Origin of the sequence: Bacillus sp. ISL-45 (assembly GCF_018613195.1) — a bacterium.
Lineage (GTDB): Bacteria > Bacillota > Bacilli > Bacillales > Cytobacillaceae > Mesobacillus.
The window spans coordinates 16,369-33,283 of sequence record NZ_JAGGQQ010000010.1 but is presented as its reverse complement, the minus strand read 5'-3'; the positions used below and the strand labels follow the sequence as shown (position 1 = coordinate 33,283).

Below are 16,915 nucleotides of genomic sequence, written 5' to 3'. Positions count from 1 at the left end.
CAATGGAGTACATAATTGGCGGAATAGCTTTATTAATAATTCTTTTTTTAAGCGGATATTTTATGAAACGCAAGTATTACAGTGAGGTCGACAGGTATGAATCATGGAAAATTGATATCATGAACCGTCCTGTACTTGATGAAATGTCAAAGGTGAAACAGTTGAACATGACTGGCCAGACAGAGGAGCTTTTCGAGCGCTGGCGGCAGGAGTGGGATGAACTTGTGACATCCAAGCTGCCCGGCATCGAAGATTATTTATTTGACGCTGAAGAGTATATCGATAAGTACCGGTTCAAGAAGGCGAAGGAATCTCTGGCAGTCATTGAGCGAAGGCTTACGGAGACAGAGGATAAGATTAAAAAGATCCTCGGCGAATTAAATGAACTTGTTGGAAGTGAAGAAAAGAACCGTGAGGAAATCGATGGCCTCAAGGAGCAATACAGGGATAACAAGAAAAACCTTCTTTCGCACCGTCACAGCTTCGGAAGCGCTGAGGCAAGTCTTGAGGCGATGCTTGAAAACATCCAGGTAAAGTTCGTTGAGTTTGATGAAAAAACAGAGAATGGCAACTACCTTGAAGCAAGGGAAATTGTGCTGTCCATCCAGGCAATGCTTGAACAGGTATCCAGTAAAATGGAATCGATTCCCGTGCTGCTGCATGACTGTCAATCAGTCATACCTTCCCAGGTCAGCGAGCTGAAGGACGGAGTCAGAGAAATGACTGTACAAGGATATGTTCTTGACCATCTGAACGCTGATAAAGAGGTTGAGGAAATCAGCAAAGAATTGACTGAATATATAGCTTATCTGGAAAAAGGCGATGTTGAAGCCGCTGAACAGGGTATCCAGGGGTTGAAGGAACGTGTCGAGAACCTATTCGATATCCTTGAAGAGGAAGTCATGGCTAAACAATACATTACGAAGACGGAACATGAAGCGAAGGAAATCCTCGTAAAAGCAATAACAGAAAGCAAGACGTTAAAAGAAGAGACAAAGCATATACAGGAGAGCTACCACCTTAATGATAAAGAGCTCTCAGCACAAACGAATGTAGAGCAGCAGCTCAAGGGCCTGTTAAAGCGGTTCGAGCTGATCGATCACAGAATCACCGAAAACGATACAGCGCAAAGCCTGATTAAACAGGAGCTTGAAGAAGCGAAAGAGCAGCTTGATAAGCTGGTCGAAGAGCAAAAAGTATTGATGGAGAAGCTGAGTGCCCTCAGGAAGGACGAAATGGCGGCAAGGGAAAAAGTCAGGGACCTTTCCAAAAAGATTTCTGAGCTGATCCGCACCGTCTCAAAAAGCAATATGCCTGGTCTATCACAGGAATATAAATACCTTCTTGAAGATGCCAATGAGAGCATCAAACAAGTCAATGAAAAGCTTGAGCAAAAGCCGCTTGATATTCCTGTTGTCCAACAGTATCTTGAAATCTCTGTGCTGACAGTTGAAAAGCTGGAAGCATCGACTGAAGAAATCGTTGAGACCGTCATGCTGGCCGAGCGGGTCATCCAATATGGCAACAGATACCGAAGCCGATATCCTTCGGTTGACCGCGGACTTCGGGAAGCAGAAGAACATTTCCGCAATTACGATTATCGTGAAGCCCTTGAACAGGCGGCCACTTCAATCGAAGAAGTGGATCCTGGTGCCTTGAATAGAATTGAACAAATGATATCTGAAAAAGAGTGATGGGTCTCCGGATGGAGGCCTGTTTTTTTGGGTGACAACTGCTTCAGGGCATACTAATCAAAATGTCCATTCCATTTATTTTTCAAGGCTGTTTTCGTATAGATTGTTGTACGTGACAAAAAGCCAATTTGTAGAAGTTTGCAAGCTCTTTTCTTATAATAAGCTTTAATTTTATAGAGAAACATTGGTCATTCAATCCTATTTTGTAGTCACTAGCAACAAAGTTTGAGAAAAGAGCGTTTTTCAATGATTACTTCTTATGATAAGATTTTTAGTTAGCATGAACGACAAGGGGGGGGATACGATGATTTACTTAGACAATAGTGCCACAACGAAACCCTATAAAGAAGTATTGGACTCATTTGTAAAGGTCTCAGAGGAATTTTTTGGGAATCCTTCATCACTCCATAAAATCGGCGGCCAGTCGGAAAAGCTGCTGCAGCAGGCACGTTCCCAGGTCGCCAGGCTGCTGAATGTAAAAGAAGCAGAAATCCTGTTCACATCCGGAGGAACGGAAAGCAATAATCTAGCGGTAAAAGGAATCGCTATGGCCCACCGCGAAAGAGGAAGGCATATCATTACCACAAGCATTGAACATGCTTCAATCCAAAATGCCATGGGACAGCTAGAATCGCTCGGCTTTGAGATCACGTATGTGAAACCCGATGGCAATGGCTTTATCAGCGCGGATTCCATCGAGAGAGAAATTCGTGATGATACCATCCTCGTTTCCGTGATCCATGTCAATAATGAAGTCGGCACAATTCAGCCTATAGAGGAAATTGGAAGCTTGCTTAAAAAGTATCCAAAAGCATTTTTCCATGTTGACTATGTTCAGGGAGCAGGGAAGGTGCCATTAAACTTTTACGAAGCCGGGATCCATTTGTCCACCATCTCTGGCCATAAATTCCATGGCCTGAAAGGGACAGGCGCTTTGTTCATCAAAGAAGGGGTCACCCTCTCCCCACTATTTTCCGGCGGGAATCAGGAATGGAAGCAGCGGAGCGGCACAGAAAATGTAGCTGGCATTGTTGCGATGTCAAAGGCACTAAGAATGACATTTGAACATAGAAAAGAAAATCTGAATCAAATGGTTGCCGCAATGGAAACATTAAGAAGTGGCATCAGCCAGATCAAGGAAATAACCATTCACACTCCAAAAGAAAATAGCGCGCCCCATATCCTTAACTTTTCAATCCATGGATTGAAGGCAGAAACATTTGTGCATGCGCTGGAAGAAAAGAATATTTATGTATCGACAACAAGCGCTTGCTCTTCTAAGAAGAAAGCTGCAAGCAAGACTTTGCTGGCAATGGGGGTGCCTCTGGCGGAAGCGGAGAGCGCGATCAGGGTCAGCCTGACATACAGCAATACAGTGGAAGAAGCAGAAATAGCCGCAAAGGCAATTGCTGATACAGTAAAACATTTAAGCGAGGTAGTAAAGAAATGATGTATGACCGTATTTTAGTTCGGTATGGAGAAATATCGACAAAAGGAAGAAACAGGAATAAATTCATCGATCGTCTCAGAAAAAATGTCAAGAGAGCTTTAAGTGACTATCCGAATGCAGCCATCAAGGCAGAACGCGACCGCATGTTCATCCTTCTGCACGGTGAAGATAGCGATGGGATTGGCGAGAAACTGAAAGGGATATTCGGAATCCAATCCTTCAGCCCGGCAATTAAAGTTGAAAAAGATCTCGAAAAAATGAAAGATGCGGCGCTGGGACTTTTCAGAAAAATCCATAAGCCTGGCATGACTTTTAAAATAACCGCTAAACGGTCGGACAAGACATTCGAATTGGACACAAACGGGATCAACTTTGAATTTGGAGGTCATATCTTAAGGAATGTTGAAGACTTGAAGGTGGACGTACGAAAGCCTGATATAAATCTCCAAATCGAAATCAGGAAAGAAGCTGCCTATATCTCTGCCGAAACGATCAAGGGTGCCGGGGGTCTTCCTGCTGCATCGGGCGGGAAAGGTATGCTGATGCTTTCCGGCGGGATTGACAGCCCTGTTGCAGGCTATCTGACGATGAAAAGAGGACTCGAAGTGGAAGGTGTCCATTTTTTCAGCCCGCCTTTTACAAGTGAACGCGCCAAGCAGAAGGTGATCGACCTTTCTGAGAAGCTTGCCGAGGTTAATGGCCACTTTGCGCTTCATATTGTGCCATTCACTGAAATCCAACAGGCCATCCATAAGCAAATACCGGAAAACTATACGATGACTACTACAAGAAGATTGATGTTGCGAATCACGGATGCCATCCGTGAAAAGCAGGGCGGCCTTGCGATCATCACTGGTGAAAGTCTAGGCCAGGTTGCCAGCCAGACGCTTGAAAGCATGTATGCCATCAATGAAGTGACAACTACGCCAATCATCCGGCCATTAATAACAATGGACAAGCTGCAGATCATGGATATCGCCCATGAAATCGATACCCACGACATTTCAATCCGCCCGTATGAGGATTGCTGTACGGTCTTTGTTCCTTCATCGCCTAAAACAAAGCCGAAGCTTGATAAAGTCCAGAACTTTGAAAGCTTTTTCGACTTCGAGGAAATGATCCAGAGAGCAGTTGAAGGAACTGAGCGTATGGTTCTCAAACCCGCTTCGGAACGAGTGGATGATGCAATGGATGACCTATTTTAGATTATGATAAATTTGTGAACAATTACCAATTAAAGTTTTGAATTAAGCCATGTGTTTCTACACACTCTATACTCACAAGGAGGTGAAACACATGGCAAACAACAACAGCTCAAATCAACTTCTAGTACCTGGAGTATCACAAGCTCTTGACCAAATGAAGTACGAAATCGCTTCTGAATTTGGTGTACAGCTAGGCGGAGAAACTACTTCTCGCGCTAATGGTTCTGTAGGAGGAGAGATCACTAAGCGTTTGGTTCAAATGGCTGAACAGCAACTTGGTGGCGGATTCTCTCGCTAATTAAAAATGAATAATATGGCTACAAAGAGTAGGGCAGATGCCCTGCTCTTTTTTGTGTGCGAAATCATTATATTAAAAAAGTGTTATCATATAATTTAAAATTTTTAAATAATTTTGTATAATGAAAAGTGGGGATAGACAGGCAATGATTCGCTATGCGGAACAGCCTAAAAAACATGATTAGGGGGAAGAGTATGAACAGGGAACAATTGATTGCACCGCAAAAGTATAATCTGGTATCTGAAATGGAGCGTTACGCACAGGATCAGGAAAGAAAAGCGATTCTCTGGGAAAATGAGGAAGGCAGTACAAAAGAGATTACATACCGTGAACTTCTTAATAATGCGAATAGAATTGGAAACGTTTTCTTGAAACATGGTTTGCATCAGGGGGATGTCGTGCTGGTTGTAGTGCCAAGATTGATTGAGGCCTACCAGGTATATATTGCGTCGTTGAAAATGGGATTGGTCGTCATTCCTAGTTCGGAAATGCTAAGAACGAAAGATTTTCAATATCGAATCAACCATGGTGATGTAAAAGCAATTGTCAGCTATGCACCTTTTACAAATGAATTCGCTGGAATCGAGGAAGCCGATAGCCTGCCAAAGTTCGTGATTGGAGACGAGAAAGAAGGCTGGATCCATCTCGATGGAGAAATGAAAACAGAATCCGAAGAGCTTCAACTGGCAAATACAGAACGAGATGACATGGCATTCCTCAGTTACACCTCCGGAACAACCGGCAATCCAAAGGGAGTCGTCCATACACATGGATGGGCATATGCGCATCTTCGCACAGCAGCAACAAACTGGCTCGGTATCCAGGATGGTGACACGGTCTGGGCCACTGCGGGTCCTGGCTGGCAAAAGTGGATCTGGAGCCCGTTTTTATCCGTTATGGGGACAGGAGCAACCGGCCTGGTTTACCAGGGCAAGTTCGAGCCCCAAAAATACTTATCACTTCTACAAAAATACAATGTGAATGTCCTCTGCTGTACACCGACGGAATACCGTCTGATGGCGAAGGTAGAAAACTTAAGTGACTTTAATCTGCCAGGGCTCCACAGTGCGGTTTCTGCAGGAGAACCACTTAACCGTGAAGTAATTGATACATTTAAAAAACATTTCAATGTCGATGTTCGCGATGGATATGGACAGACGGAGAACACTCTGCTTGTCGGCGTAACTAAAGGCATGGAACTAAGACCGGGTTCGATGGGCAAGCCAACGCCTGGAAACCGAGTCGAAATTATCAATGAAAACGGTGAGCCTTGTCCTCCAGGAGAAGTAGGGGATATCGCTGTCCATGTTGAAACACCAGCGTTATTCAAGAACTATTACAAGGATCCAGAGCGAACGGCAATGCAGTTCCGCGGCGATTACTATGTAACAGGGGACAAAGCGAGCAAAGATGAAGAAGGCTATTTCTGGTTTGAGGGACGCGGCGATGACATCATCATCAGCTCTGGTTATACGATCGGGCCATTCGAAGTTGAGGATGCACTTGTAAAACACCCTTATGTAAAAGAATGTGCTGTAGTCGCATCACCTGATGAGATTCGCGGCCATATCGTCAAAGCCTTTGTTGTCCTGCGTGACGGCGTCAGTCCTGAACAGGAGAACCTTGTTGCTGAGCTGCAGCAGCACGTGAAGGAATTGACCGCACCATATAAGTATCCTCGGAAGATTGAGTTCCTTGAAGAGCTCCCTAAGACAACTTCCGGTAAAATTCGCCGCATAGAATTACGCAAGAAGGAATTGGAAGGCGCAAAATAAAGAGTGAAAACAAAGGGCAGGCCGATATGGTCTGCTTTTTGTAATTCATTATGTGTTTATTCCGTGCGCATAAAAATCAAGTATGCGTTGGAAATGAAAATTTGGGTATATTTATTTTAGAAAGGGTGGTTCATAATGAAAATTGAAATCAGGGAGGCTGCATTGGAAGAGTTACGTAAGGTCCAATTCGGCAATGGTGAAGGAATAAGAATTCTGGCAGAATTTGTTGGAACATGTTCGATCGCGACGGACATCCAACTGCAAATAGAGGAAAAGAAGGCTAGTGATGAAGTGATGACAGAAAGCGGCATAAACTTTTTCGTGCCGGAAAAATCACTGGAGTCCCTCCCAGATAAAATATTCCTGGATTTTAAGCCAGGGTTTGGCTATAAAATTTCCTCTGCTGAAGAGACATTTGGCTATAACTTCAAGCTGAAGCCGCGAAACGAAAAATAACCCAGTCATTTAGGGTTATTTTTTTTATGTCATAACAGATCAGAAACCATCGCCCTAATGGAGACAGAATAAGAAGCGAAACCAGAAAAAGCGTCATCCATTGGAATTATGGAGGCGCAGGATCAGAAGAAAGCGTCATTCATTACCCTTATGGAGACACAAAAAGAAGCTATGTCCGCAAATTTTGTCTGCAATTAAACCCAAAAAATGATTGTCAGTCCTGGCTTCCGCCTTTATAATGATATTATTTCGAGTCTAGAAAGATTAGGGGGCTGTTCGGATGGATAAAAGGACCGAACAACAAGCTGGAGTTTTGTACGCAGCTTTTTCTTATATATTATGGGGTGTCCTTCCTGTTTATTGGAAGCTGTTGAATCATGTAAATGCTGATGAAATCCTGGCTAACCGTGTGTTTTGGTCGTTTTTCTTCATTGCTGTCATTTTAATCCTTAACAAGAAATGGGGACTTTTCACTGGGACATTGCTTGGGTTGGCCCAAAATAAGAAGCAGCTTGCCGCCCTGGCTGTGGCATCGATGCTAATTAGTATTAACTGGTTCATGTATATCTGGGCAGTCAATACAGACCAGATGATCGAAGCAAGCCTTGGTTATTATATCAATCCGCTCGTAAGCGTCCTACTGGGAATGGTATTCCTGAAGGAACGTCTTTCTATGCTGCAATATATATCATTTGCGCTTGCAGGAATCGGTGTGCTGATCATGACAATTTCCTACGGACAATTCCCATGGATCGCTTTAACACTTGCAATCTCCTTTGGCCTGTACGGATTGGCTAAGAAGCTGATAAAGGTGGATTCTGCTGTCGGTCTCGCTCTCGAAACACTGGTCGTTATGCCGCTCGCAGCTATCTACATTGGCTACCTTATTACCCAGGGAACGAACTCCCTGTTTGCGGGTTCATTGCCGACTACCCTGCTGCTTGCAGGTGCAGGGGCGGCTACGGCAGTTCCTTTGCTGTTTTTCTCGAAAGGAGCGCAAAGGATTCCACTCGCAACACTGGGGATTTTGCAGTATATTGCTCCAACATTGACGCTCATTCTCGGAGTTTTCGTCTATCACGAAACTTTCTCGTCTGTCCACCTGCTGGCCTTTACCTTTATCTGGTCGGCATTGATTCTCTACTCCTTATCAAGGACTAAGATGGCCGCAGCATTGACGGTTAAGTGGAAAAAAGAAAAAGGAATGCCTATGTAAAAAAGAGAGCTGCGGAAAATTCTGCAGCTCTTTTCTCATTGTAAAAGACGGCATATTCAAATTAAGGTAAAATATGTTAAAATATTTACAGGATAGATTGCTGAGTCAGGAGTGATGGAATGAAGGAGAATTTAAGGTTTGCCTGGATTGCTACTTGGTTTGCGCTTGTTGGACAGCTTGTTTTCTTTCTTGGTGTCTCTGTTTTCACAGGAGAATGGAGATATGTAATGTGGAGTTTTATGGTGAGTTTATTAGCCGGAGTTCCAAGCCTGGTCAATACCTGGCAGGCTCAGAAAAGAATGAATCTCAGTAAAGCGGATCAATAGTTTGTCGCTAATGTTTAACAAAAAGCCCAGAGTTCACTCTGGGCTTTCTTGGTCTCTGCGGCTTGCCGCTTATAAAAAGGTCCTCTTCACTTTTTCCCAGAAAGAGTTGTCCTTGAGTTTGACAGTCTTGATGATTTTGTTGCTCAGCTGCACATCGAATTTTTCGACATGCTGGATGCTCACCGCTTCGTTGTCTATTCCCATGATTGGATAATCATTGCCGTCCTGGGCAACCTTGAAGGTAAGCTTGCGGTCACCGCCTAGGATGAAAGATGAGCCGAGTGTACGGTAATGATTGTTGTTGACTGAAGCGAGCTCGCTCACCTGCATGCAAGGAAGCAGCGGATCGACTACCGCTCCATTGACCGACTTGTTATAAGCTGTACTTCCCGTAGGAGTAGCGACGATCATCCCGTCCCCGCGGAATGTTTCAAAATGCTTGTCGTCGATGAATACATCCATCACAAAAGCTTTGATGATCGCTGACCGGACACTGAACTCATTCAGGCAGCCAAATGTTGTTTCCTCATCGATTGTTACCTCGATGGTCGGGTAACGCCTGACCTCGATTTGTGCAGTTGTGATGGCTTCAATCATTTTATCTGTGTCTTCAAGATGGAAATCGCAGTACATATTCAGGGAGCCGGTAACCGAAATGCCGGCATAAAGACAATCATCACGGAAGCCTGTCTTTCTGACAGCCTGAAGGAATGTACCGTCATCCCCAATGCTTACGATGATATTTGCGGTACGATGGTCAGTCACGATATTGAATTCATAGCGGCGAGCCAGCTCATATAAAGGCTCAACTTTTTCCAGCATGGTTGTGTCTGGTGTGTGGTGAAAATAAATATTACGGCGATCTGGCATATAAATTCCTCCAAACATTATGTAATTCTTCCATATTTTTACCCACTTTTAAAAACTTTTGCTAAAATAAATGTTATTGACATCAGTTTATCATTTTTTCATAAGGTTTTGAAAGTGCAGAAACTTACAAGGGGGCTTCAACATGAATGGTAAAAGGTGGGCGGCTTTAGGGATTGCCGTCGGATTATTCATTGCATCAACAGTTATCAATCTTCTGTCTACATTCGCTTTCAGTGACGCAGAAAGTGCTTTTACGGATATGTTTGCAGTATCGGAGGAAATGTTTGCGGAAGAAATTATCGAAGAAGGTGACATGCTCTCTAAAATAGCAGTATTGTCGATCAATGGAGTGATCCAGGATACCGGGGATGCTGAATCATTTTTTGAAAGTCCGCTCTATAATCACAGGGCGTTCATGGAGCAGCTTGATTATGTCAAAGAAGCAGATGATGTTAAGGCAATCATCCTGCAAGTGAACTCTCCTGGCGGCGGCGTCGTGGAAAGTGCTCAAATCCATGATAAAATCAAAGAAATCCAGAAGGAAACGAAAAAGCCAGTTTATGTGTCGATGGGGTCAATGGCCGCTTCTGGAGGTTATTATGTTTCTGCGCCTGCAGATAAAATTTTTGCCAGCCCTGAAACACTTACTGGATCGCTGGGTGTCATCATGCAGGGAGTGAATTATGCCGGTCTTGCAGAAAAGTATGGAGTCGAATTCACAACAATTAAAAGCGGGCCATACAAGGATATCATGAGCCCGTCTAGACCGATGACAGAGGAGGAGCGTGAAATCCTCCAATCGATGATCGACAACTCCTATGAGGGATTCGTAAAAGTCATTTCGGAAGGACGCGATATGTCTGTGGCACGGGTCAAGGAAATTGCCGATGGCCGGATTTATGATGGACGCCAGGCAAAGCAGCTGAATTTGATCGACGGATTTGGTTATCTTGAGGATGTCATCGAAAGTGTCAGGAAAGACAAAAAACTTGGCGATGCTACTGTCGTTAAATACACAGAAAGCATGGGCTTTGGTTCATTTTTCAGCATGGGTGCTCAAAAGATCATGGGGAAAGATGCAGAAATGGCCGGCTTAATGAAGATATTGTCCCAGCCTAATTCTCCACGCCTCATGTATTTATATGCAGTATAAGGAGGGAGAAAAATGAATTCTGATGACTTTAAAGATCAGGAAAATGTACCATCTCAAACGGAAGATGGTAACGATATCATGGATAGTTCTGAACCCTCTGATAACAGGTCGGGTTATCAAAAAGAGACCGCCCGTCCAATACTACAGTCTGATCCGGGCAATTTACCTGGTCAGGGAAATCCCGAAGCTGACACTTATGAAAAAGGCAGGATTGAACCGGAGAATCATATATATGCCGGTCTCTATGCCGGTTTCTGGACACGTTTTTGGGCGTATTTGCTTGATTTGATTGTAATCGGAAGCGTCAACCGGATGATCATCAATCCTGTATTCCGGGCATTGGATTTATCGTTGATTGAGGATGGAATTTTTTCGCCAATGGCCATCGCGACTGCAGTCGTATTCTATTTGTATTTTGTGTTAATGACAAAATTCTTCGGCCAAACTCTTGGAAAAATGGTCTTTGGTTTGAAAGTAGTCGAGCTGGATGGAAAGGGCCTTACATGGGGAACCGTTATTTTCCGCGAGTGGGTCGGCCGCTTCATTTCAGCGACTATCATGATTTTGTATGTGGTCGTTGCTTTTACGAAAAAGAAACAGGGGCTGCATGACCTGTTCGCAGATACAACTGTCATATATGAACCACGTTAGAGTGAACCTGCTGCGGCAGGTTTATTTTTTTGCCTTTTTGTTGATAATAATAAGCTGAAAGGTTGTGGAGGACGATGAAATGGGTGCTGCTTGCCATACTGCTTCTCACGGTGCTTGTACTTATAATCCTTTTTACAAAAGTTAAGATTTTTTTAGATTATTTCCACGGCAATGATAATGATCATTTTAAGGTAACAATTAAATCGTGGGGCGGCTTAATCAAGTTCAAGATAGAGGTGCCGGTTGTAAAAATCGATGATAATTCTCCCACTATCGTTGCTGAGCAAAAAGTCAAAGCAGGTCCCGATGAAAATATGAAACAACAAAAAACCACTCAGGTTGATAAAAAGGATTTACTTGATAGCCTGCATGATTTTAAGCAGCTGATCACCCATATCGCCGGTCTCCATAATATCGTACGGAATTTTTTAAAGAAGGTAACGATACGTAATATTGAGTGGCACACAATGGTTGGAGTATCGGATGCAGCAGCCACAGGAGTCATTACAGGTGCCTTTTGGGCAGTCAAAGGCGGAGTGATCGGGCTTCTGAGCAACAATATGAAAATGAAAGAGATGCCTGTCATGACAATCACACCGAGCTTTCAGCAAACCGTATCAATTACTAGTTTTAAATGTATGATACAAGTCCGAGTCGGGCATGCTATTTTAGCAGGAATAAAGCTGGTTAAATATTGGAGAGGCGGCTGGCCTGAATTTAAATCAAAGCCATTATCCGCTCTTTCCGGTGATAATTCTAATTCTGTCTAAAATAAGGAGGAAACAGGAATGTCCGACCATCCAATTCAAGGACTAATGACAACTGCCATGGAAAGCTTGAAAGAAATGATTGATGTCAACACAATCATTGGGGACCCCGTAGAAACACCGGATGGAAGTGTAATCCTGACAGTTTCAAAGGTAGGTTTCGGTTTTGCTGCCGGTGGAAGTGAATTTGTTCTGGAAAGCTCAAAGGGAGGATCTGGCGGATCTGGCGGCTCTGGGGGACAATCCGGAGGAGCACAGCACCCGTTCGGAGGAGGAAGCGGCGGCGGTGTGTCGATCACACCAATTGCTTTCTTGATCGTCAACTCAAAGGGTGTTAAAATGCTTCATCTTGACGAAAATACACATTTGTATGAGAAGATACTGGACCTTGCCCCTCAGGCAGTGGAAAAAATCCAGCAAATGATGTCAAAGAAAGACCAGAACAGCCAGGATAGCAGCCAGAACAAAAACCAGGGCCAATCTCAGTCACAGTCTGAATACAACGGTCCAAAAACAGATCTTGAATTTTAAGCAGATCGATGTCACAGTTTCATTTCACGAAAATTTCCATCACCAATGATCAGTGGGAAGCTGTCTTTTCGAACGGAAAGGCAGCTTATCTATGTAAGTTTGGTACGCTGTCCTTTAGTAAAATAATTGCAAAAAGATTCTTTAAAAGATATATTTACACTGTACATATAATGGACAAGGAGGATGAGCAGGTATGGCATCTGTTACATTTAAGGGGAACCCAGTTACATTGCTAGGAAATGAAGTAAAGGTTGGAGACCAGGCACCAGATTTTAAAGTGCTTGCAAACGACCTTTCAGAAGTGACACTTCAGGATTCAAAGGGACAAGTACGTTTGATCAGTGTTGTTCCTTCACTGGACACAGGAGTTTGTGACGCGCAGACTCGCCGTTTCAATGAGGAAGCTGCCAACCTTGATAACGTTAAAATTCTGACAGTCAGCGTTGACCTTCCATTCGCTCAAAAGCGCTGGTGCGGAGCGGCTGGAATCGAGAATGTCCAGACTCTATCTGACCACCGCGAGCTTTCATTCGGAGAAGCTTACGGAGTAGCAATCAAGGAACTACGCCTGCTCGCTCGTGCAGTATTTGTTGTTGATTCAAACGACAAAGTAACATACGTCGAGTATGTAAGCGAAGCAACTGACCACCCGAATTACGAAGCAGCAGTGGAAGCTGCAAAGCAAGCAAACTAAAACACACAACATTAGGACAAGCCGCAGAAAGGAACTGCGGCTTGTTTTACTTTGAATACAGGTTTCTTTTATGCCCCGCTTCGCTTCCTATCGGACAAACGGGAAGCGGAAAGCGAGAAAGTGCCCGATAGGAGAGCTTTATCGGACAAACAGAAGGCGGAGAACGGGAAAAGTGTCCGATAAAATTTCTGTTCACATGCATGGATCGCAAGGTTGCCCAATTGCTTTCCAGTCATATGCCTTGTACCCAATGCGAAACACGGCTAAAATATATAAATATCTATTCAAATCAGGAGGAAGAAAAGTGAGTATGACTCCGGTCGAACAATTATTTACTGCATTCAATACAACAGCAGATATTTTAAAAGAAGAGTTATCTTGTACATATTTAGAGGCGCTTGCGGAAAGCGGGGAAAACATGTTCCAGGGCACAGTGCTCCAGGACGAACTGAATGAAGTCACAACAAAACGGCTTGAAAAAGTATATAAGGAGACTAACCTTGATTCTTTTAGCAAAGAAGAAATCCGCAAAGGCTTCCAGCTTGCGATTTTGAAAGGAATGAAGGAGCATGTTCAGCCGAATCATCAAATGACACCTGATTCTGTCGGCATGTTCATTGGCTACCTGGTCAATAAGTTTGTCGACAAGAAGTCATTTAGGCTGCTTGACCCTGCGGTCGGAACTGGGAACTTGCTGGCGACGGTATTGAACCAGCAGACGGATAAGGAAATCGAGTCTGTCGGTGTTGAAATTGATGACCTGCTGATCCGGCTGGCTTTTGTAAATGCTAATCTCCAAAAGCATCCGGTCGAGTTTTTCAATCAGGACAGCCTTGAACCATTGTTTGTTGATCCGGCGGATGCAGTCATTTGTGACCTTCCAGTCGGTTACTACCCGAATGACCTTCGAGCGGAGCAATATGAGGTAAAAGCAAAAGATGGCCATACATACTCTCATCACATGTTCATTGAGCAAAGTACGAAGCATGTAAAAGAAGGCGGATATTTGTTCTTCATGATACCCAATGGCCTTTTCGAAAGTGAACAAGCCCCAATGCTGCATGAGTTCATTAAAAACAATCTGATTGTCCAGGGTATTTTACAGCTTCCGGCTTCTCTGTTTAAAAACAAGCAGGCAGCTAAAAGTATCCTTATTCTGCAAAAGAATGGTGAAGAAGTGAAAGCGCCAAAGCAGGCACTCCTTGCCGAGCTTCCAAAGCTATCCGACGGCCCAGCGGTGAACAGGATGCTGAATAAAATCGATCAATGGTTTAAAGATAATAAAACGGAACAGCAATAGAACCGGATCAATACCCGGTTCTTTTTTCATTTGTTTGTGGTATATAAAACATGGCAATGTTTTTTTCTAATCCTTAGAAGTGTCTGAATAAAAACTCATTTCTCCTTTGGAAAAGCTTTGCTTGAAATGTGAAAAAGACAGTGTTTAAATGAGAAAATGAGAGATATAATTGCGGCCTGTGGCACACAATAAATGTGTACTATTTCACTGTATTTTTAACCAGGTTGTTATATAAAAGGAGCGGTACAAATGTCTAAAATAATTGCAATCAATGCCGGCAGTTCGTCACTAAAGTTTCAATTGTTCGAAATGCCCAGCGAAGAAGTGATCACTAAAGGAATCGTGGAAAGAATCGGCCTTAAAGATTCTATTTTCACTATCTCAGTAAATGGAGAAAAGAATAAGGAAGTTACTGATATCCCGAATCATGACGTTGCGGTAAAAATCCTTCTTGATAAACTTACTTCATTGGGAATCATTCAGTCACTTGATGAAATCGAAGGAATCGGCCACCGTGTCGTTCACGGCGGTGAAGAATTCAGTGATTCCGTATTGATCACCGATGCGGTTTTAGAAAAAATCGAGGAACTTTCTGAGCTTGCGCCACTGCACAATCCAGCTAACTTAACTGGTATCCGCGCATTCCAGCAGGTGCTTCCAAATGTTCCTGCGGTTGCTGTATTTGATACAGCTTTCCACCAGACAATGCCAGAGAACTCTTTCCTTTACAGCCTTCCATACGACTACTACAAGAAGTACGGAATCCGTAAATATGGCTTCCATGGTACTTCACATAAGTATGTTTCCCAGCGTGCAGCTGAAATGCTTGGCCGCCCGGTTGAGCACCTCCGCTTGATTTCATGTCACCTTGGAAACGGTGCAAGTATCGCGGCTATCGAAGGCGGAAAATCAATAGATACATCCATGGGCTTCACTCCACTTGCGGGTGTGACGATGGGGACTCGTTCAGGTAACATTGATCCGGCCTTGATTCCATATATCATGGAAAAAACAGATAAGAACGCTGATGAAGTTTTAGATGTCCTCAATAAAGAGAGCGGTATGCTTGGTGTATCTGGTTTCTCCAGCGACCTTCGTGACATCGAAGACGAAGCAGAAAAAGGGAATGACCGAGCTGAGCTTGCTTTGAAAGTTTTTGCGGACAGAATCCATAAATACATCGGTTCATATGCAGCACGCATGTGCGGTGTCGACGCTATCATCTTTACGGCAGGCATCGGGGAAAACAGTTCAGCAATCCGTGCCCGCGTCCTGCAGGGCCTTGAATTCATGGGCATCTACTGGGATCCAGCTTTGAACAAAGTGCGCGGCGAAGAAGCTTTCATCAGCTACCCGCACTCTCCTGTAAAAGTAATGGTTATCCCGACAGATGAAGAAGTCATGATCGCCCGTGATGTCGTGCGTTTGGCTCAATAAATCATACTTTTTAAGGCAGAAGCGAAGATGCTTCTGCCTTTTTGTATAGTGGGAGTTTTGATCGTGTCCAGCTAGTCGCTTCGCTCCTCCCAATGAAGTCAAAGAACGACGCCCTCTAAGGCACAGGACGTGCAAATCCGCCAGCCGCACGATGTGGCGTTTTAAGCGGACAGCGCTTGTCGGGGCTGACCGAGGCGCTTCCGCTTTTCTTGTGCTATACTGGAAGAAAATTCAGATATGCTGGAGGTTTTTCAATGCCTTTGACTCAACGGGAACAAAAGGTGCTGGACGAATTAAGTGCTTGGGAAAACAATCTCTACGATTATGAACCGAATGATTTTGAATTGGCGTATGACCGATATCTTGAACGGTCTTTTTCGCTTTTGCCAGAAGAGGTGCAGGAACGCTTTTTCACTTTATTCGACGGCTGGCTTTTCCATCTCCACTCTCTAATTCAGGGTTCACAGCTGCAGATGGATGCCAAGGAACGTATTCTTTCTGCCGGGCGGGTTTTCCAGCCTGACCTTGAAACGATTGAGGATTTAAGGGAGCTGCCGATTGAACAGCTTGAATTCATTGCCAGACAGCAAATTGCCCGCCACAGACTCTATTCCTTCGTCCAGGGCGGCATGTCGGGAAGCGGTGGAAACCTTGTACTAGGGGCAGATATCCCGGCGATGGCTGTCATAAATTTGCGGATTGTCCAGCTGGTTGCGATGACGTATGGATTTGAAGTAAATACTCCATTTGAAATGATGGTCGCTTTGAAGGTTTTCCATACGGCGACAATGCCTTCAAGGATGCAGAGCGCTGGCTGGGAAGAGTTGAAAAATGACCTCGAACAGGCAGACGACTATTATTTCTATGAAGGCAATGATGACCTGACAGACGTAACATGGCTGGAACAGCCAATCAAACAGATTTTCAAGGGTATGGCGATCCTGATGTTCCGCAAAAAGCATGTCCAGGGCATGCCGGTGATCAGCATGGCGATTGGAGCAGGAGCAAACTATCAATTGACGAGAAGGGTCACTGACTTCGCCCATAAATTTTACCAAATGAGATATTTCAAAGAAAAAGGAGCTCTGTAGG

Annotated in this window: 17 protein-coding genes; 16 read left to right on the top strand and 1 reads right to left on the bottom strand. The window is 44.0% G+C overall.

What is annotated here, in order from left to right; translation table 11 throughout:
• Window positions 1-2 precede the first annotated feature (2 nt).
• The 8 genes from ezrA (at window position 3) to J7E35_RS13980 (ending at window position 8,420) form a co-directional block, all read left to right on the top strand.
• Window positions 3-1,694 carry a septation ring formation regulator EzrA gene (ezrA, locus tag J7E35_RS14015; RefSeq protein WP_214780734.1) on the top strand — a complete coding sequence of 564 codons (1,692 nt, stop codon included), beginning with the start codon at window positions 3-5 and terminating at the stop codon, window positions 1,692-1,694.
• A gap of 304 nt (window positions 1,695-1,998) precedes the next feature.
• Window positions 1,999-3,144 (top strand): cysteine desulfurase family protein, encoded by a 1,146-nt coding sequence (locus J7E35_RS14010; RefSeq protein WP_214780732.1) that lies wholly within the window; start codon window positions 1,999-2,001, stop codon window positions 3,142-3,144.
• The gene (thiI, locus tag J7E35_RS14005; protein ID WP_214780730.1) at window positions 3,141-4,349 is read left to right on the top strand and encodes a tRNA uracil 4-sulfurtransferase ThiI; all 1,209 of its coding nucleotides are present in this window, start codon (window positions 3,141-3,143) and stop codon (window positions 4,347-4,349) included. Before J7E35_RS14010 ends, thiI begins: the two co-directional genes overlap by 4 nt.
• Before the next feature lie 91 nt (window positions 4,350-4,440).
• Window positions 4,441-4,647 (top strand): alpha/beta-type small acid-soluble spore protein, encoded by a 207-nt coding sequence (locus J7E35_RS14000; RefSeq protein ID WP_023626976.1) that lies wholly within the window; start codon window positions 4,441-4,443, stop codon window positions 4,645-4,647.
• 194 nt (window positions 4,648-4,841) lie between these two features.
• Window positions 4,842-6,422, top strand: a complete 1,581-nt coding sequence (mbcS, locus tag J7E35_RS13995; protein WP_214780727.1) for an acyl-CoA synthetase MbcS — start codon at window positions 4,842-4,844, stop codon at window positions 6,420-6,422.
• A 135-nt stretch (window positions 6,423-6,557) separates the two neighbouring features.
• Window positions 6,558-6,878: an iron-sulfur cluster biosynthesis family protein gene (locus J7E35_RS13990; RefSeq protein WP_214780725.1), complete on the top strand. Its 321-nt coding sequence runs from the start codon at window positions 6,558-6,560 to the stop codon at window positions 6,876-6,878.
• A 280-nt stretch (window positions 6,879-7,158) separates the two neighbouring features.
• On the top strand, window positions 7,159-8,094 hold the full coding sequence (rarD, locus tag J7E35_RS13985; protein ID WP_214780723.1) for an EamA family transporter RarD: 936 nt from the start codon (window positions 7,159-7,161) through the stop codon (window positions 8,092-8,094).
• Window positions 8,095-8,213: 119 nt separating this feature from the next.
• A complete protein-coding gene (locus J7E35_RS13980; RefSeq protein ID WP_214780721.1) occupies window positions 8,214-8,420 on the top strand; it encodes a hypothetical protein in 207 nt (68 codons plus the stop codon).
• Window positions 8,421-8,489: 69 nt separating this feature from the next.
• Here the strand turns inward: J7E35_RS13980 and J7E35_RS13975 are convergent, their stop codons facing one another.
• The gene (locus J7E35_RS13975; RefSeq protein WP_214780719.1) at window positions 8,490-9,290 is read right to left on the bottom strand and encodes an NAD kinase; all 801 of its coding nucleotides are present in this window, start codon (window positions 9,288-9,290) and stop codon (window positions 8,490-8,492) included.
• Window positions 9,291-9,432: 142 nt separating this feature from the next.
• Here J7E35_RS13975 and sppA point away from each other — a divergent pair, with 142 nt between their 5' ends.
• The 8 genes from sppA (at window position 9,433) to J7E35_RS13935 (ending at window position 16,914) form a co-directional block, all read left to right on the top strand.
• Window positions 9,433-10,443: a signal peptide peptidase SppA gene (gene sppA / locus J7E35_RS13970; protein ID WP_214780717.1), complete on the top strand. Its 1,011-nt coding sequence runs from the start codon at window positions 9,433-9,435 to the stop codon at window positions 10,441-10,443.
• 210 nt (window positions 10,444-10,653) lie between these two features.
• Window positions 10,654-11,094 carry an RDD family protein gene (locus tag J7E35_RS13965; RefSeq protein WP_353050013.1) on the top strand — a complete coding sequence of 147 codons (441 nt, stop codon included), beginning with the start codon at window positions 10,654-10,656 and terminating at the stop codon, window positions 11,092-11,094.
• A 74-nt stretch (window positions 11,095-11,168) separates the two neighbouring features.
• A complete protein-coding gene (locus J7E35_RS13960) occupies window positions 11,169-11,864 on the top strand; it encodes a DUF2953 domain-containing protein (protein WP_214780713.1) in 696 nt (231 codons plus the stop codon).
• A gap of 18 nt (window positions 11,865-11,882) precedes the next feature.
• Window positions 11,883-12,392: a GerW family sporulation protein gene (ytfJ, locus tag J7E35_RS13955; RefSeq protein WP_214780710.1), complete on the top strand. Its 510-nt coding sequence runs from the start codon at window positions 11,883-11,885 to the stop codon at window positions 12,390-12,392.
• Between the two features lie 193 nt (window positions 12,393-12,585).
• Window positions 12,586-13,086 (top strand): thiol peroxidase, encoded by a 501-nt coding sequence (gene tpx / locus J7E35_RS13950; RefSeq protein WP_214780708.1) that lies wholly within the window; start codon window positions 12,586-12,588, stop codon window positions 13,084-13,086.
• 304 nt (window positions 13,087-13,390) lie between these two features.
• Window positions 13,391-14,386 (top strand): class I SAM-dependent methyltransferase, encoded by a 996-nt coding sequence (locus tag J7E35_RS13945; protein WP_214780707.1) that lies wholly within the window; start codon window positions 13,391-13,393, stop codon window positions 14,384-14,386.
• Window positions 14,387-14,635: 249 nt separating this feature from the next.
• Window positions 14,636-15,823: an acetate kinase gene (locus J7E35_RS13940; protein ID WP_214780706.1), complete on the top strand. Its 1,188-nt coding sequence runs from the start codon at window positions 14,636-14,638 to the stop codon at window positions 15,821-15,823.
• A 254-nt stretch (window positions 15,824-16,077) separates the two neighbouring features.
• Entirely contained in the window at window positions 16,078-16,914 is an 837-nt protein-coding gene (locus J7E35_RS13935) for an EcsC family protein (protein WP_214780705.1), read from the top strand.
• Window position 16,915: the final 1 nt, after the last annotated feature.

What these genes read in the sequence shown, in the direction of transcription:
- ezrA (WP_214780734.1), top strand. Translation starts at nt 3, where the DNA reads ATGGAGTACATAATTGGCGGAATAGCTTTATTAATAATTCTTTTTTTA.
- J7E35_RS14010 (WP_214780732.1), top strand. Translation starts at nt 1,999, where the DNA reads ATGATTTACTTAGACAATAGTGCCACAACGAAACCCTATAAAGAAGTA.
- thiI (WP_214780730.1), top strand. Translation starts at nt 3,141, where the DNA reads ATGATGTATGACCGTATTTTAGTTCGGTATGGAGAAATATCGACAAAA.
- J7E35_RS14000 (WP_023626976.1), top strand. Translation starts at nt 4,441, where the DNA reads ATGGCAAACAACAACAGCTCAAATCAACTTCTAGTACCTGGAGTATCA.
- mbcS (WP_214780727.1), top strand. Translation starts at nt 4,842, where the DNA reads ATGAACAGGGAACAATTGATTGCACCGCAAAAGTATAATCTGGTATCT.
- J7E35_RS13990 (WP_214780725.1), top strand. Translation starts at nt 6,558, where the DNA reads ATGAAAATTGAAATCAGGGAGGCTGCATTGGAAGAGTTACGTAAGGTC.
- rarD (WP_214780723.1), top strand. Translation starts at nt 7,159, where the DNA reads ATGGATAAAAGGACCGAACAACAAGCTGGAGTTTTGTACGCAGCTTTT.
- J7E35_RS13980 (WP_214780721.1), top strand. Translation starts at nt 8,214, where the DNA reads ATGAAGGAGAATTTAAGGTTTGCCTGGATTGCTACTTGGTTTGCGCTT.
- J7E35_RS13975 (WP_214780719.1), bottom strand. Translation starts at nt 9,290, where the DNA reads ATGCCAGATCGCCGTAATATTTATTTTCACCACACACCAGACACAACC.
- sppA (WP_214780717.1), top strand. Translation starts at nt 9,433, where the DNA reads ATGAATGGTAAAAGGTGGGCGGCTTTAGGGATTGCCGTCGGATTATTC.
- J7E35_RS13960 (WP_214780713.1), top strand. Translation starts at nt 11,169, where the DNA reads ATGAAATGGGTGCTGCTTGCCATACTGCTTCTCACGGTGCTTGTACTT.
- ytfJ (WP_214780710.1), top strand. Translation starts at nt 11,883, where the DNA reads ATGTCCGACCATCCAATTCAAGGACTAATGACAACTGCCATGGAAAGC.
- tpx (WP_214780708.1), top strand. Translation starts at nt 12,586, where the DNA reads ATGGCATCTGTTACATTTAAGGGGAACCCAGTTACATTGCTAGGAAAT.
- J7E35_RS13940 (WP_214780706.1), top strand. Translation starts at nt 14,636, where the DNA reads ATGTCTAAAATAATTGCAATCAATGCCGGCAGTTCGTCACTAAAGTTT.
- J7E35_RS13935 (WP_214780705.1), top strand. Translation starts at nt 16,078, where the DNA reads ATGCCTTTGACTCAACGGGAACAAAAGGTGCTGGACGAATTAAGTGCT.